Here is a 15,478-nt window from a genome sequence, read left to right as displayed (position 1 = left end):
CCCGCCCAACTTTGAGCGAGGCTAGACGATCGCGGGCGTGCGTTCGGCGGCGGCGCGGCCCCAGGCATCGGCGCCGCCGGTCTCGTCGAACAGCGCCGTCAACTGGCGCATCATGGTGCCGCCCAGTTCCTCGGCGTCCACAATGGTGACGGCCCGGCGGTAATAGCGCGTCACGTCATGGCCGATGCCGATCGCGACCAGTTCCACCGCCGAGCGGCTTTCAATCTCGTGGATCACCTGACGCAGATGCTTTTCCAGGTAATTGCCGGGATTGACCGACAGCGTTGAGTCATCCACCGGCGCGCCGTCGCTGATCACCATCAGAATGCGGCGATGCTCGGGCCGTGTCAGCAGACGGCGATAGGCCCAGGACAAAGCCTCGCCGTCGATATTCTCCTTCAGCAGCCCTTCGCGCAGCATCAGACCCAGGTTGCGGCGGCTGCGGCGCCAGGGCGCGTCGGCGGATTTGTAGATGATATGGCGCAGGTCGTTCAGGCGGCCGGGATTGCGGGGCTTGCCGTCCTGCACCCAGCGCTCGCGGCTCTGGCCGCCCTTCCAGGCGCGGGTCGTGAAGCCCAGAACTTCCACCTTCACCGCGCAGCGTTCCAGTGTGCGGGCCAGGATATCGCCGCACATGGCGGCCACCGTAATCGGCCGCCCGCGCATGCTGCCGGAATTGTCGATCAGCAGCGTCACCACGGTATCGCGAAAGTCCGTATCGCGCTCGCGCTTGTAGGACAGGGACGCGGTCGGCGTCGTCACCACACGGGCCAGACGGCTGACATCCAGCAGCCCATCTTCCAGGTCGAAATCCCAGGCGCGCGTCTGCTGGGCCAGCAGCTTGCGCTGCAAGCGGTTGGCGAGTTTGGACACCACGCCCTGCAAATGCTGCAACTGATGATCAAGCTGCTGGCGGAGACGAGACAATTCTTCCGGGTCGCAGAGTTCCGAGGCTTCGATTTCCTCGTCGAAATTCTTGGAATAGGCGCGGTACTGCGTGTCTTCCTGGCCGCGATCCTTCGTCTGCTGCTGGCCGCCGGGGCGTTCGTCGCCCTCGGCTTCCATGGCTTCGTCTTCCTCGCCTTCGGTCGCTTCCTCGGCCGAGGCCTCGCCTTCCATGTCCTGCGGATCGGCCGACATGCTGGCTTCGGCTTCGGATTCGGACTGGCTTTCGCCTTCGGAGGAGGCGTCCTGCTGCGGGCTCTGCTCCGGTGCTTCCTCGCCGCCCTCGGGCTGCTCCTCGGGCTGGGATTCAATCTCGGCATCGGCCAGATCGTAAGCCTGCAACAGCTTGCGGGCGGCGCGCGTGAAGGCCTGCTGGTCGTCCGCATGGGCCGCCATATCGGTCAGCGCGGCGGTGGCGGTATCGCCCATGGCCTCGCGCCACTGGCTCAGCACGCGCTCGGCGCCGGACGGCACCGGCTGGCCGGACATCCGCTCCCGCGCCAGCAGCGACAGGGCGGAGGCAAGCGGCAGCTGCTCCATCTTGGTCATGCGGTCGAAGCCCTCGGCCTCGATCTGCTCGGCCAGCTTCTGGTGCAGATTGGCGGCAACGCCGGCCATATGGCGGCTGCCGACGATTTCGATGCGCGCCTGTTCCAGCGCGTCATACACATCCCGCGCCTCGCGGCTGGCCGGCGAGCGGGACGCATGGACGGCGCTGTCGTGGTGCTTCAGGCGGAGCGCCACGGCGTCTGCCGCGCCACGGATGCGGGTCATTTCGGCCGGGGGCAGGCCACGCGTGGGGGAGGGCAGTCGGGCGCGCTTGCCGGTCAGGCTGGCCGGGCCGGCCTGGAAGGCGACTTCCAGCTCCGGCTGGCCCGCGACCGCGCGAATGGTGCCGGCTGTGGCCCGCTTGAACGCTTCCGCGCGTTCCTGTCCGTCCTTGGTCCCGCTCAAAGCCTACCCCTAGCGAAAGTTTTCGCGTCCTGTGCCAGGACGCGAGTCCAGCCTTCCTTAGCTTGCGCGGCGCAGGCCGGTCGGCAGTTCCTCGTTGAAGCAGCGCTGGTAGTATTCCGCCACCGTCTGCCGCTCGGCCTCGTCGCACTTGTTCAGGAAGGTGACGCGGAAGGCATAGGTGATGTCGCCGAAGATATTGGTGTTCTCGGCCCAGGTGATGACCGTGCGCGGCGACATGACGGTGGAGATATCGCCCGCGATGAAGCCGGCGCGCGTCAGATCGGCCAGCGCCACCATGCTTTCCACGCGGCGGCGGGCCGGGCCATCCTTGGGGTCGATGCCGAGCTTGGCCATGACGATCGCCGTCTCCTGCGCATGGGGCAGGTAGTTCAGGGTGGCGACGATGCTCCAGCGGTCCATCTGACCCTGATTGATCTGCTGGGTGCCGTGATAGAGGCCGGTCGTATCGCCCAGGCCCACCGTATTGGCCGTCGAGAACAGGCGGAAAGACGGATGCGGATGAATGACGCGGTTCTGATCCAGCAGCGTCAGCCGGCCCGCCACTTCCAGCACGCGCTGGATGACGAACATGACATCCGGGCGGCCGGCATCATATTCGTCGAAGACCAGGGCGACGGAATGCTGCAAGGCCCAGGGCAGGATGCCTTCGCGGAATTCCGTGATCTGCTGGCCGTCCTTCAGGACGATGGCGTCCTTGCCGATGAGGTCGATGCGGCTGATATGGCTGTCCAGATTGATGCGGATGCAGGGCCAGTTCAGGCGGGCTGCCACCTGCTCGATATGGGTGGACTTGCCCGTGCCGTGATAGCCCTGGACCATGACGCGGCGATTGAAGGCAAAGCCGGCCAGGATGGCGAGCGTCGTCTCCCGGTCGAACTGATAAGTCGGGTCGACATCCGGCACATGCTCGGTGCGGGTGCTGAAGGCGGGCACGACCATGTCGGATTCGATGCCGAAAACCTCACGCACGTTCAGCGTGATGTCGGGCGTACCGAGATCGCTGATGCTCTTCGCATAATCGGTTCCGGAATTTGCGCCATTCATCATCGAAAAGACTGTCCTGTCATGCTCATGTCAGATTAGCGGAGTAGGGGCGCACCGCAACCCGGCGAGGCCACAGAAACCCAATGTCAGATCAGCCAAGCGCCCTTCGGTCCTTAGCCGGTTGATGCCGGCTGTCAGGATGTAGCGGCCGCCGGTTGCCGTTCATCGGCCGGCCAATGCCGTTTCAAGGCCGTATAGGCGCCGTTGATCAGCTTGATCTGTTCCTCGGCGGCGCCGTCGCCACCGCCGGTCGCGTCCGGATGGTGCTTCTTGGCCAGCGCCTTGTAGCGCGCCTTCACCGTATCCATCGTAACCGGCCAGGTCAGGCCCAGCACGCCCAGGGGCTGACGCAGTTCCGACGGCGCTTCGATGGCTTCGCGAAAGGCGTGGCTGCGCGGTGGCCGGCCATCCATATGCAGCAGCGGATCGCGCAGCAATTCCTCCTGCGCCGCATGCGTGCCGCCATTGCTGCCCAGCCGCCATGTCGGGCGCTGCCAGGAAATATCGGCGCGCAACTGGGCTTCGATCTGCCCAGGCGTCATGTCCTTATAATAGTCCCATTTCGCGTTATAGGCGCGGACATGGTCCAGGCAGAACCAGAAGTAGCTGTTCAGCGCGAGACGGGATTTGGGCGCGCGATAGCTGCCCAGCTCTTCGCAGCCAGGATGGTCGCAGAGCCGGCCCGGCGCATCCGGGTCGGGCGCATAAGCCCTGGCTCGGGGGGCGCGTCGTTGTGTCATGGCCGCTATATGGTGAAAAGCGCCGGCGATTGGCAACACCGCTCTTGCACGGCAGGACGGCAAACGGCGGTGTTGAAATGACCCATGCTTTTCGGCGAAAATCACTTCCATGAGCCGCCAGACCCGCATGACCGATACGCTCGCGCGCGCTTTCGCGCCGCTGTCCCTGGCGGTGGAGGATGATAGCGCGCGCCATGCCGGTCATCGCGGCCATGAAGGCGGGGCCGGACAGGGCGGCGAGACCCATTTCAACGTCACCATCGTCACGGATCGCTTCACCGGCATGAACCGCGTGGCCCGTGCCCGCGCCGTGAACGAGGCGCTGGCCGATGAATTCGCCGGCGGCCTGCATGCGCTGTCGCTGACGCTGCGCGCCCCGGCCGAGGTCGCCTGACCTGGCGGCACTCTGCCGCAAAGGGCGCAGCCCTTCTAAAATTCCTGCTAATTCGGCCTTATTTCTCTCATCCATGCCGGAAATGGGCAGGGCAGGAGAATAATATGTTTCCGTCAGCGCGATTATCTGTTGCAATGATCGCGCGGAGCCGTGACGGCGTCCCGATGATGGAAGAGTCAATTGCCCATGGCTTCAGCAGTGCCGATGGACGAAACCGATAAGGCCATCCTGCGCCTGATCGCGCGCGATGCCTCCCTCTCGCTCGCGGAAATCGCGGCGGAAGTGCATCTGACGCCCACCCCCTGCTGGAAGCGCATTCGCCGGCTGGAAAAGGACGGCGTCATCAAGGCCCGCGTCGCGGTGCTGGACCAGCAGGCGCTGGGCCTGCCGGTCTCCGTCTTCGTATCGGTGGAAACCGCCGACCATTCCGCCGAATGGCTGACCAAATTCGCAGATCTGGTCGAGAAAACGCCTGAGATCGTTCATGCATGGCGCATGGGGGGCGATGTGGATTATGTTCTGCATGTCGTAGTGTCCGACATCAGCGCCTATGACGCCTTCTACCGACGCCTGATCGCGGCGGTGCCTTTACGCAACGTGACCAGCCGCTTCGCCATGGAGCAGATCAAGGCGGCGCCGCTGCCGCTTTAGCCGATCATCCGGCAGGATCGGCATCAGACAGGGAGACCGATCCTGAGCGATAACAGCGAAGACCCCTCTCCGGCCGATCAGGGTGACGCGGCGGTGATCCGCGCCGCGCTCGACGCTGTGGGTCAGCTGCCCGACAGCGAAATCGCCCTGGCCGATACCGCGCTGCTGCTGGCCCGGCTGGACCAGCCGGATGCCGACTGGCGGCGGGCGCAGAAACATCTCAGCCAGCTCGCTCGGGACTGCATCCATCTGCGCGACACCTCGGGCTCATGGGCCGAGGAACAGGCACAGGCGCTGGCTGCCATGCTGGTGTCCCGCTACGGCTATAGCGGCGATTACGAGACCTATGACGATTTGCAGAACCTGAACCTGATCGCGGTGACGGAGCGCCGGCGGGGCATGCCGATCGGCCTCGGCATCATCTGGCTGCACTGCGCCGAGGTCGCCGGGTGGGACTGCTATGGCATCAATTTTCCCAGCCATTTCGTGCTCGGCCTGGACGGCGATGACGGGCAGATTCTGCTCGATATCTTTGCTGACGGCCGCGTTCTGGAGCCTGAGGATCTGGAAGGCATGCTGGCCCGCATCGGTGACGGTCGGCGGCGGCAGAAGGCGGCACCCGCGCTGACCGTGCGGATGACCAAGCGGGAGGTGTTGATCCGCTTGCAGCAGAATATCAGCTACCGGCGCGAACAGTCGGGCGATCTTGCCGGTGCGCTGCGCGCGGTCGAGGACATGCTGCGGTTCGCGCCCTCCGATATCAACCTGTGGCAGCAGGCGGCGGGCATCCATCAGCAGATGGGGCAGATCGCGGCGGCGGTGCGCTGCATGGGCCATGTGGTGGAACTGATCCCGCCGGGCGCGGATTTAACACGGGCGCGGGCCGTCATGCGCCGGCTCAGAAGCAGCCTGAACTGATCTGTGCCATTGCCGATTGATCCGCTTTAGTTGCGAATAATTCGCAACGAAACGGTCAGCTCTGCGCCCTTCGGGCCTCGACGTCGGCGCCAAGCATCGCCAAATCTCTCATCGAATATGATGGATGGAGTTTTGGGAATGCCGGCCAAGGGCAAGCCGTATCAACTGGTGATCGTGGGCGGCGGCGTCGCCGGCATTGAGATTGCGACGAGCCTCGGCCGAAAATGGCGTGGCGCACGGCGTCGCGGCCAATCTGCGCCCGAGATTACCCTGGTCGATGCCGATTTCGCCCATGTCTGGAAGCCGATCCTGCATACCATCGCGGCCGGCACGCGGGACGTGGCGCAGCAGAATCTCGCCTTCGTCCTGCAAGCCCGCGACGCCGGTTTTGCCTATCAGCCGGGGGCGCTCACCGGCCTGGACCGTGCGGCGAAGGAGATCGTCGTCGCGCCATTGATGGCACCCGATGGCCGTACCGTCATTCCCGAACGGCGCATTGCCTATGACACGCTGGTGCTGGCCATCGGCAGCGAGGCTAATGATTTCGGCACGCCGGGCGTGAAGGATCACTGCCGTTTCATCGATTCGCGGCGCCAGGCCATTGCCTTCAATCACGAGGTCCGCACGCGCATGCTTCAGGCTGTGGCCTTCGAGCAGCCCTTGTCCATCGCCATCGTCGGTGGCGGCGCTACGGGCGTGGAACTGGCGGCCGAGCTGATCCAGCTTCTGGATATTTCCACCGGCCTGGGCGCCAAGGGCCTGGCGGGGCTGATGACGGTGACGCTGATGGAAGCCGGGCCGCGCCTGCTGCCGGCCTTCCCCGAGGATATTTCGGCCGCGACCGAGCGCCGGCTGACCTCCATCGGCATCAAGGTGATGACCAACGCCAAGGTCGCCGCCGCGACGGAAACAGGCTTCACCCTGGCCGATGGATCGGAAGTGACGGCAGGACTGAAAGTCTGGGCGGCCGGCGTGAAGGCGCCTGGCTTGCTGGCGTCGCTGGACGGGCTGGAGACCGGCCGCAACAACCAGCTCAGGATCGAGCCCAATCTGGCCACCACGCGCGACCCGTCCATCTTCGCGGTGGGGGATTGCGCCAGCCTGCAACCGGCAGGCGCGTCACATCCTTTGCCGCCGACGGCGCAGGTGGCCCACCAGCAGGCGCATCACCTCGTCACCTATCTACCCTATTGGATCGCCAGCGGCCGGCCGCCGCCGCCCTTCCATAACAAGGACATGGGCGCCATCGTCTCTCTGTCGGAATACGACGCCTTCGCGTCGCTTGGCCGCCTGGGCCTGTTCCGGGGCGTCACCTTCCGGGGGCGGCTGGCGCAGTTCAGTCACGAGATGCTGTATCGCGGCCATCAGCAGAAGATTTTCGGCTTCTGGCGCGGCGGTATCGTCTGGTTCCTGGACTGGCTCAACGCCCGCGTGCGGGCGCCGGTGAAGCTGGACTAGGGGAACAGGGGCCTGTCAGGACGCGGCAGCGCCCATGTCGGGCAGCTTGCCGCTGCCGCCGGCTTTCAGCCGGCGGAATTCCAGATACTGCCATAGCAGCAAGGCCGGCAGGCCGATGACAAGGTCGCGGGCGCGGGTCAGCAGCGATACTGCGACCGAAATTTCGATCGGCAGGCCGAAAATGGCGCCGATGCCGGCATAGGCCGCTTCCTGCACGCCGGCGGCGCCGGGAATGAAGAAGGTCATGCTCAGCGCCGCGCGCAGCAGCGCTTCGATCACCAGCGCCTGGCTGAGGGTGATCGGCGCACCGAGCAGATGATAGGCGAGCCAGGACTGTGCGGCGGAGCCCAGCCAGGCCAGGAAATGCAGCAGAACCGCGCCGATGATGGCGGCCTTGCGCGCATAGATGGCGTCGAACTGGCTGGCCATGCTGTCCAGCGACCCCAGCGCGCGCCCTTCGCCCTTGCCGATGCGCGCCGCCAGCTTCTGCACCAGCCTTGTGCCTTGGCCGGGCAGGGCAATGAAAATCGCGGCGGCGACCGCCGCGACCACAATGCCGGCGCCGACGGGTAGAATGAGGTCCGAATGCGGTTGCCAGACCAGCAGGATGGCGAGCCCGAGGGCCGCGAACATGACCTCGGCGGTGAATTCGGCGGCGACATCCACCAAGGTGGAGGCCGCCGACAGTGCCATCGGCAGGCCCACCAGCGTCATGGCGCGGGCGCCGATGACAAAGCCGCCGACCGGCAGGAAGGGCAGAAAGCGCCCGCCGGCCTCGCGCACCAGCCGTCCCCAATACAGACGCGGCAGCATCGGCCAGGTCCGGCAGGGCAGAATGACCAGCCAGGCGAAGGCGAGGGGGATGGAAATGGCAAGCTGCGCCACAATCAGTTCGGCGAAGCCCAGCCAGCCGACAGACAGCGTCGCTTCCAGCACATGCCGCGCGCCGAAGCCGAAGACGATGGCAATACCCAGAAGGATTCCGCCCAGCATGAATACGAAGGAAAGCCGTTTCATGCCGAAGCCGTCATGCCCGCGAACCGGGCCTTGGAATGGTCAATCAATTGTCTCTTGCCTTGGATACGCGCTTGCGCCAGGGGCGTCGGTGGCTTCTATACCGGCCCCATGAGGGCGCGCCAATTCATGTCCATCGATGCAGCATTGAGGAGGAAGCCTTGGCCCGAGACAATCTGACCCTTGTCACCGGGGCGAGCGGTTTCGTGGGTGCGGCGGTCGCCCGTGCGCTGGCCGCACGCGGCCATCCGCTGCGGCTGCTGGTGCGCGGCTCATCCATACGCAAGCACCTGACGGACCTGCCGGCGGAATTCGCCGAGGGCGATCTGAATGACAGCGACAGCCTCGCGCGCGCTGTGAAGGATTGCCGCTATGTCTTTCATGTTGCGGCAGATTATCGTATCTGGGTGCCGAACCCCGAGGCGATGATCGCGACCAATGTGCAGGCGACCGAAAATCTGCTGCGACTGGCTTACGCCGCCGGTGTCGAACGCATCATCTATACCAGCAGCGTCGCGGCGCTCGGCCTCAACCCCAAGGGCGGCCCGCCCGCGACCGAGAATACGCCGATCACCTATGACAAGGTCGTCGGCACCTATAAGAAGTCCAAATTCCTCGCCGAGCAGATGGCGCTCAAGCTGTCCGACGAAGGCATTCCGGTGGTCATCGTTAATCCCGCCGCGCCCATCGGCCCGGGTGACGTCAAGCCGACTCCGACCGGCGTGATGATCCGTGACGCCGCGCTCGGCCGCATGCCGGCCTATGTCGATACCGGCCTCTCGGTCGTGCATGTCGATGACTGTGCCGCCGGCCATCTGATGGCGCTGGACCATGGCGAAATCGGTGAGCGCTATATTCTCGGCGGCCAGAATATCCCCATGAGCGAAGTGCTGGGCCTGGTCGATACGGTCGTCGGCAAAACCTCCCGCCGCGTGCGCCTGCCCATTGCGCCGCTGATGCCGGCGGCGGTGATCGCCGAGCAGGTCGCGCGCGTCACGGGCAAGGAACCGCGCCTGACCCGCGACCATCTCAAGATGGCGAAGAAGATGATGTATTTCTCCTCCGCCAAGGCCGAGCAGACGCTGGGCTATACCTATCGCCCGGCCATCGAGGCCGTGCGCGATGCCATTCTCTGGTTCGAACAGCACGGCTATCTCAAGGCATGACTTTGCTCGCGGCGCTCACGCTTCTCGCCTTGCTCATCTGGTGCGGGATGATCTTCTGCCACGGCCGCTTCTGGCAGGCGGGGCCCATCCTGCCGCCGGCGCCCATGGGCCTGCGGCTGCCCGCCGTCGATATCGTCGTCCCGGCGCGGGACGAGGCCGAGAGCATCGCGGCTGCCATCGGGTCGCTGACGCGGCAGGTCATGCCGGGTGGGGCGGCGATCAGGGTCTTTCTGGTCGATGATGGCAGTTCGGACGGCACGGCCGCTATAGCGCGCACGGCGGCGGACGGCGCGCCCAACCCGCTGACGGTCATCACCGGTACCGACAAGCCCGCGGACTGGAGCGGCAAGCTCTGGGCCGTACGCCAGGGCGTGGCCGCAACCTCCGCCGATCTCATCCTGCTGACGGATGCCGATATCGCGCATGACCCCGATCATCTCGCCCGGCTCGTCGCCAAGGCCGAGGCCGGGCGCTACGATATGGTGTCCGAGATGGTGCTGCTGAACTGCGACAGCTTCGCCGAACGCGCGCTGGTGCCGGCCTTCGTCTATTTCTTCCAGCTTCTGTATCCCTTCGCCAAGGTCGATGACCCCGCTAGTCGTGTCGGCGGCGCGGCCGGCGGCACGGTGCTGATCCGCCGTTCCGCGCTGGACCGTATCGGCGGCATCGAGGTTATGCGCGGTGCGCTGATCGATGACGTGACGCTGGGCCGGGCGGTGAAAAAAAGCGGTGGCCGTACCTGGCTCGGCCATACCAAGCGCGCGCGCTCCATCCGCCTCTATCCGCATTTCAGCGATATCTGGGCGATGGTCGCCCGCTCGGCCTATGTCCAGCTCGGCTTCTCGCCCCTCAATCTGCTCGGCACCATTGTCGGCATGCTGCTGGTCTGGCTGCTGCCGCCGGCCGGCGCTATTTTCGGCCACGGCGCGGCTCGCGCCTTCGGCCTCATCGCCTGGGTGCTGATGGCGGGCAGCTATGTGCCCAGCATCCGCCGCTATGGCCTGTCGCCGCTCTGGGGGATCTTTCTCCCGCTCATCGCCCTGTTCTACATGGCGGCAACTGTCGGCTCCGCCGTCAATCATATGCGGGGGCGCAGCGTGATGTGGAAGAACCGGGTCTATGTCGAGGGCGGATCGTGAGCGCTGACCTGATCGCGACCGATATCGAAAATGTCGAAACCTGGTCCGGCAAGGACAAGGCGGACGAGAATTTTCCGGTGGGCGCGCTCATCCGCGCCGATCTGCGCCGCCACGTTCATGCCTATTACGATTTCGCGCGCAACGCCGATGATATCGGCGACAGCCCGGACCTGTCGGCGGAGGAGAAAATCCGCCGGCTGGATCATATGGAAGACGTGCTGCTGGGACGCCGCACGGGTGGGTCTCCCAGCGCCGCCAAGCTGCGCCTGTCGCTGGCCGAAACCCGCGTCGATCCGCGTCATGCGACCGATCTGCTGATCGCCTTCCGCCAGGACGCCACCAAGACGCGCTACGCGACCTGGGACGAGCTGTATGATTACTGCCGCTTCTCCGCCATGCCGGTCGGCCGCTACATGCTGGCGGTCCACGGCGAAAACGAGACGACGACCTTTCCGCCCTCGGACGCGCTTTGTGCCGTTTTGCAGGTGCTGAACCATCTTCAAGACTGCCAGAAGGATCTGGCGGCGCTGGACCGTTGCTACCTGCCTCAGGATCTCATGACAGCCTATTCCGCCCAAATCTCCGATCTTCCCGGCCATGCCGAAACTCCTGGCCTGCGGCGGGTCTTCGATGACCTTCTGGCGCAATGCGCGCGGCTGAATGCCGAAGCCGTCGCCCTGCCGCGCCGTGTGCGTGACCGCCGCCTGCGGCTGGAAACGGCGGTGATCCTGAAAATCTCCCGCCGCCTGACGCAGCGCCTGCGCGGGCAAGACCCCATCGCCGGCCGCGTGAAGCTGTCGAAGATCGACGCGGCTTTCGCGCTCATCGCCGCGCTGGGCTACGCGCTATGAGCCTCGCCAAGCTGCCGGTGCCGCCGCTGGGCGCACGGCCCGCCGACCTCGCCGAGATCGAAACCATCGTGCGCCGCTCGGGCTCGTCCTTCTACTGGGGCATGCGCATGCTGCCGCCGGACAGGCGGGCGGCGGTCTATTCCATCTATGCCTTCTGCCGCGTGGTGGACGATATCGCCGACGAGCCCGGCGCACTGGTCGCCAAGCGCGAAATGCTGGACGGCTGGCGCGACCGCGTCAGCGCGCTGCTGGAAGGCCGCACCGATAGCGCGCTGACCCGCATGATGCTACTCTCCACGCGCGCCTTCGACCTCCGCGCCATCGACTTTCAGGCCATCATCGACGGCATGCAGATGGATGCCGAGCGTGAAATCGTGGCGCCCCCCATGGCCGTGCTGGATCTGTATTGCGATCGCGTCGCCAGCGCCGTCGGCCGTCTCTCCGTCCGTGCCTTCGGCGACAGTTCCCCCGCCGCCGACCGCGTCGCCTATTGCCTCGGTCGCGGCCTGCAACTCACCAATATCCTGCGTGACGTGGGCGAGGACGCCGAGCGTTCGCGCCTTTATCTGCCGCGCGAGTGGCTGGCGGAGGAGGGCGTGCCGCCCAATCCGCAGGCGGCGCTGAAATCGCCCGGCCTGCCGCGCGTCTGCCAGCGTGTTGCCGCCCTGGCGCGCGACCATTATGCCGGGGCCGAGGAAGCGATGCGGCTTTGCGACCAAAAGGCCATCAAGCCGGCGCGGCTGATGGCGGCACCCTATAAGGCCATGCTGACGCAGATGGAGCGCACGGGTTTCGCGCGGCCGGCCGAGCGTGTCAGCCTGCCGAAATGGAAGAAGCTGGCCTTCGCCATACGGATGCTGACGGCTTGACCGTGGCGTCTGCCGGAAAAGCAGGCCGCGTCCACGTTATCGGCGCTGGGCTCGCCGGTCTTTCGGCCGCCATGGTACTGGCCGAGGCGGGCCGGGACGTGACGGTGCATGAGGCCGGTCCGCAGGCCGGCGGGCGCTGCCGCTCCTATTTCGACCGTGAACTCGGCTGCCGCATCGACAACGGTAATCACCTTCTTCTGTCGGGCAACCCAGGCGCTATGCGCTATCTCAACCGCATCGGCGCGCGGGCGACGATGGTCGGGCCGAAGACGCCGGTCTTCCCCTTCATCGACCGGGCAGACGGCGCGCGCTGGCTGCTGAGGCTGGATAGGGGCCGCATTCCCTTCTGGATTTTCGACCGCAGCCGTCGCGTGCCGGGCACGACCTGGCGCGACTATCTGTCGCTGCTGCGTCTGAGGGGCGCGAAAGGGTCGGTCGCCGAGGCCATCGGCGATGCCGGGCCGGTTTATCGCCGGCTGCTGGAGCCGCTGGCCATTGCCGGCCTCAATACCATGCCGGAGGAGGCCTATGCGCCGCTGATGCAGGCGATTGTGGCGCAGACGCTGGGTGCCGGTGGAGCCGCCTGCCTGCCGCTGGTGCCGGCCGAAGGCCTGTCCGAAAGTTTCATCGACCCCGCCATCGCCTGGCTGGCCGCCCGTGGCGCGTCTGTTGGGCTTGGCCGCCGCCTGACCGCGCTCGACCGCGCTGATGGCCGAGCCTCGGCGCTGCATTTCGCCGATGGCGTGGTGACGCTGGGATCAGAAGATGCCGTGGTCCTCGCCGTGCCGGCGCCCGTCGCGGGCGGTTTGCTGCCGGACCTGACGGTGCCGGACGCTTTCCAGGCCATCGCCAATATCCATTTCCGGGCCGAGGCGCGGCCGGCTGAGGCGCTGTTTACCGGAGTCGTCGGCGGCCTGGCCGAATGGGTCTTTGTCCGGCCCGGCATCGTCTCCGTCACCATCAGCGCCGCCAACCGCTGGGCGGCGATGCCGAACGAGGAGATGGCCGCGCGATGCTGGGCCGATTGCCGCGCCGCCTATCCGGCTTTGCCCGCGGCGATGCCGGCCTATCGCCTGGTGCGGGAGAAGCGCGCCACCTTCGCTGCCACCGCACTGCAACAAAAACGCAGGCCAGCCGCCAGCGGCTCAGGACTTGCAAACCTTGCCCTGGCGGGCGACTGGACCGATACAGGTCTGCCCTCGACGATTGAAGGCAGTATTCTATCCGGCGAATCCGCCGCTCGCATGCTGATGAGGCATATATAAAACCACGATGCCGCACGATATTCTGCTCGACACCACAACTGCGACCGAGGATCTGACGGCAGCGATTGCCCGCGCCGAAGCCGCCCTCACGTCACGCCAGAACGGCGACGGCCATTGGGTCTTCGAGCTCGAGGCCGACGCGACCATTCCGGCCGAATATGTGTTGCTGGAGCATTATCTCGACCGCATCGACGACCCGCTGCAACAGAAGATCGGCGTGTATCTGCGGCGTATCCAGGGCGAGCACGGCGGCTGGCCGCTGTATCACGGCGGCGCGTTCAATATCTCAGCGAGTGTCAAAGCCTATTTCGCGCTGAAGGCCATCGGCGACGATATCAACGCCCCGCATATGGCCCGCGCCCGCCGCGCAATCCTGGCCGCCGGCGGCGCCGAGCGCGCCAATGTCTTCACGCGCATTCAGCTGGCCCTGTTCGGGGAAGTGCCCTGGCGCGCCGTGCCGGTGATGCCGATCGAAATCATGGGCCTGCCGCAGTGGTTTCCCTTCCATCTCCTCAAGGTCAGCTATTGGTCGCGCACCGTCATCGTGCCGCTGCTGGTGCTGATGTCGCTGAAGCCGCGCGCCCGCAATCCGCGCGAGATTCACGTGGCCGAGCTCTTCGCGACCCCGCCGGAGCAGGTGACGGACTGGATGCGCGGTCCCTATCGCAGCAATTGGGGCCATCTCTTCAAGGCCATCGACACCGTGTTGCAGAAGGTGGACCCGAAGGTCGCACCCGCGCGCCGGCAGAAGCATGTGGATAGCGCGGTCGCCTGGGTGCATGAGCGTCTGAACGGCGAGGACGGGCTGGGCGCCATCTACCCGGCCATGGCCAATTCCGTGATGATGTTCGATGTCCTGGGCTATGCGCCGGATCACCCGGATTTCGCCATTGCCTGGAAATCGGTGCAGAATCTCGTCACCGTCAAGGACGGCGAAGCCTATTGCCAGCCCTGCTTGTCGCCGATCTGGGATACCGGTTTGGCCGCCCATGCCATGGCCGAGTCCAAGGGCCTGGGCGCGGCCGAGGTGGAAGCCGCCGCCAATTGGCTTCTGGGCAAGCAGATCACCGAGGTGCGGGGCGACTGGGCCGAAATCAAGCCGGATGTGCCGCCCGGCGGCTGGGCCTTCCAATATAATAACGATCATTACCCCGACGTCGACGACACGGCGGTCGTCGGCATGCTGCTGCACCGCAACGGTGACCCGGCCCATGCGCAGTCAGTCGCGCGTGCGCGTGAATGGGTCATCGGCATGCAGAGCAAGAACGGCGGCTGGGGCGCTTTCGACGCCGACAACAACCATGACTTTCTCAACCATATTCCCTTCGCCGACCACGGCGCCTTGCTTGATCCGCCGACGGCGGATGTGACGGCGCGCTGCGTGTCCTTCCTGGCCCAGCTCGGTCATGCCAAAGACCTGGCGGTGATCGCCCGCGCCTTGGACTTCCTGCGCGCCGATCAGGAAAAGGAAGGCTGCTGGTTCGGCCGCTGGGGCACCAATTACATCTACGGCACCTGGTCGGTTCTTTGCGCGCTCAACGCCGCCGGCGTGCCGCAGGAAGACCCGATGGTGGCGCGCGCGGTGGCCTGGCTGATGTCCAAGCAGCGGCCCGAGGGCGGCTGGGGCGAGGATGCCGCCAGTTTCGAAGGCGCGCCCAAGGGCGAATATCATGAAAGCCTGCCCAGCCAGACGGCCTGGGCCGTGCTGGGCCTGATGGCGGCGGGGCAGGCCGATCATCCGGCCGTCGCGCGCGGCATCGCCTGGCTGCAATCGGTGCAGAAGCCGGATGGGGAGTGGGACGAAGCGCCCTATAACGCCGTCGGTTTTCCGAAGGTCTTCTACCTCCGCTATCACGGCTACCGGCTGTTCTTTCCGCTGATGGCCATGGCCCGCTACCGCAACCTGCAACAGGGCAATAGCCGTCAGGTGCAGTGGGGTTTCTGAGGGGCGCGCTCTGCGCTGCTAGCTGTCGCCCGCGGACTTGTTCCGCGGGCTGCGCGCCCCGGGCCTACCCCCTTGCGGCGCCATGACGGCGTGTGGGCGCCAAG

The 15,478-nt window shown here is 65.9% G+C and carries 14 protein-coding genes; 10 read left to right on the top strand and 4 right to left on the bottom strand.

From position 1 onward, the window contains the following. Positions 1-21: 21 nt before the first annotated feature. From cobT to ASILVAE211_RS13765, 3 genes are all read right to left on the bottom strand, one after another. On the bottom strand, positions 22-1,899 hold the full coding sequence (gene cobT, locus ASILVAE211_RS13775) for a cobaltochelatase subunit CobT (protein ID WP_227321904.1): 1,878 nt from the start codon (positions 1,897-1,899) through the stop codon (positions 22-24). A 57-nt stretch (positions 1,900-1,956) separates the two neighbouring features. Further along, the gene (cobS, locus tag ASILVAE211_RS13770; RefSeq protein WP_227321903.1) at positions 1,957-2,967 is read right to left on the bottom strand and encodes a cobaltochelatase subunit CobS; all 1,011 of its coding nucleotides are present in this window, start codon (positions 2,965-2,967) and stop codon (positions 1,957-1,959) included. A gap of 131 nt (positions 2,968-3,098) precedes the next feature. Further along, positions 3,099-3,704 (bottom strand): J domain-containing protein, encoded by a 606-nt coding sequence (locus ASILVAE211_RS13765; RefSeq protein ID WP_227321902.1) that lies wholly within the window; start codon positions 3,702-3,704, stop codon positions 3,099-3,101. Between the two features lie 109 nt (positions 3,705-3,813). On the opposite strand from ASILVAE211_RS13765, the gene ASILVAE211_RS13760 reads away from it, so the two are divergent. The 4 genes from ASILVAE211_RS13760 (at position 3,814) to ASILVAE211_RS13745 (ending at position 7,125) form a co-directional block, all read left to right on the top strand. After that, positions 3,814-4,098 (top strand): BolA family protein, encoded by a 285-nt coding sequence (locus ASILVAE211_RS13760; protein WP_227321901.1) that lies wholly within the window; start codon positions 3,814-3,816, stop codon positions 4,096-4,098. A gap of 186 nt (positions 4,099-4,284) precedes the next feature. Beyond that, positions 4,285-4,749 (top strand): Lrp/AsnC family transcriptional regulator, encoded by a 465-nt coding sequence (locus tag ASILVAE211_RS13755; protein ID WP_227321900.1) that lies wholly within the window; start codon positions 4,285-4,287, stop codon positions 4,747-4,749. A 93-nt stretch (positions 4,750-4,842) separates the two neighbouring features. After that, positions 4,843-5,667: a transglutaminase family protein gene (locus ASILVAE211_RS13750; RefSeq protein WP_227321899.1), complete on the top strand. Its 825-nt coding sequence runs from the start codon at positions 4,843-4,845 to the stop codon at positions 5,665-5,667. Positions 5,668-5,805: 138 nt separating this feature from the next. Continuing rightward, positions 5,806-7,125, top strand: a complete 1,320-nt coding sequence (locus ASILVAE211_RS13745; RefSeq protein WP_227321898.1) for an NAD(P)/FAD-dependent oxidoreductase — start codon at positions 5,806-5,808, stop codon at positions 7,123-7,125. 15 nt (positions 7,126-7,140) lie between these two features. On the opposite strand, the gene ASILVAE211_RS13740 is transcribed toward ASILVAE211_RS13745, so the two are convergent. Next, the gene (locus ASILVAE211_RS13740) at positions 7,141-8,142 is read right to left on the bottom strand and encodes a lysylphosphatidylglycerol synthase domain-containing protein (RefSeq protein ID WP_227321897.1); all 1,002 of its coding nucleotides are present in this window, start codon (positions 8,140-8,142) and stop codon (positions 7,141-7,143) included. A gap of 158 nt (positions 8,143-8,300) precedes the next feature. On the opposite strand from ASILVAE211_RS13740, the gene hpnA reads away from it, so the two are divergent. The 6 genes from hpnA to shc are packed head-to-tail and all read left to right on the top strand — an operon-like array spanning position 8,301 to position 15,374. Then, on the top strand, positions 8,301-9,305 hold the full coding sequence (gene hpnA / locus ASILVAE211_RS13735) for a hopanoid-associated sugar epimerase (protein ID WP_227321896.1): 1,005 nt from the start codon (positions 8,301-8,303) through the stop codon (positions 9,303-9,305). Positions 9,306-9,307: 2 nt separating this feature from the next. Beyond that, positions 9,308-10,444, top strand: a complete 1,137-nt coding sequence (locus ASILVAE211_RS13730; RefSeq protein ID WP_406566065.1) for a glycosyltransferase — start codon at positions 9,308-9,310, stop codon at positions 10,442-10,444. Further along, complete coding sequence (hpnC, locus tag ASILVAE211_RS13725) at positions 10,441-11,295, top strand: squalene synthase HpnC (protein ID WP_227321894.1); 855 nt, start codon at positions 10,441-10,443, stop codon at positions 11,293-11,295. The genes ASILVAE211_RS13730 and hpnC overlap by 4 nt, the downstream gene beginning before the upstream one ends. Continuing rightward, entirely contained in the window at positions 11,292-12,164 is an 873-nt protein-coding gene (hpnD, locus tag ASILVAE211_RS13720; protein ID WP_227321893.1) for a presqualene diphosphate synthase HpnD, read from the top strand. The genes hpnC and hpnD overlap by 4 nt, the downstream gene beginning before the upstream one ends. Beyond that, positions 12,161-13,429: a hydroxysqualene dehydroxylase HpnE gene (hpnE, locus tag ASILVAE211_RS13715; protein WP_227321892.1), complete on the top strand. Its 1,269-nt coding sequence runs from the start codon at positions 12,161-12,163 to the stop codon at positions 13,427-13,429. Before hpnD ends, hpnE begins: the two co-directional genes overlap by 4 nt. Positions 13,430-13,436: 7 nt before the next feature. Further along, positions 13,437-15,374, top strand: coding sequence for a squalene--hopene cyclase (gene shc, locus ASILVAE211_RS13710; RefSeq protein ID WP_227321891.1), 1,938 nt, complete (start codon positions 13,437-13,439; stop codon positions 15,372-15,374). Positions 15,375-15,478: the final 104 nt, after the last annotated feature.

The organism is Acidisoma silvae, assembly GCF_020618775.1.
GTDB classification, from domain to species: Bacteria; Pseudomonadota; Alphaproteobacteria; order Acetobacterales; family Acetobacteraceae; genus Acidisoma; species Acidisoma silvae.
Note: the sequence above shows the minus strand (reverse complement) of the source record. Positions and strands in the feature narration are given on the sequence as shown.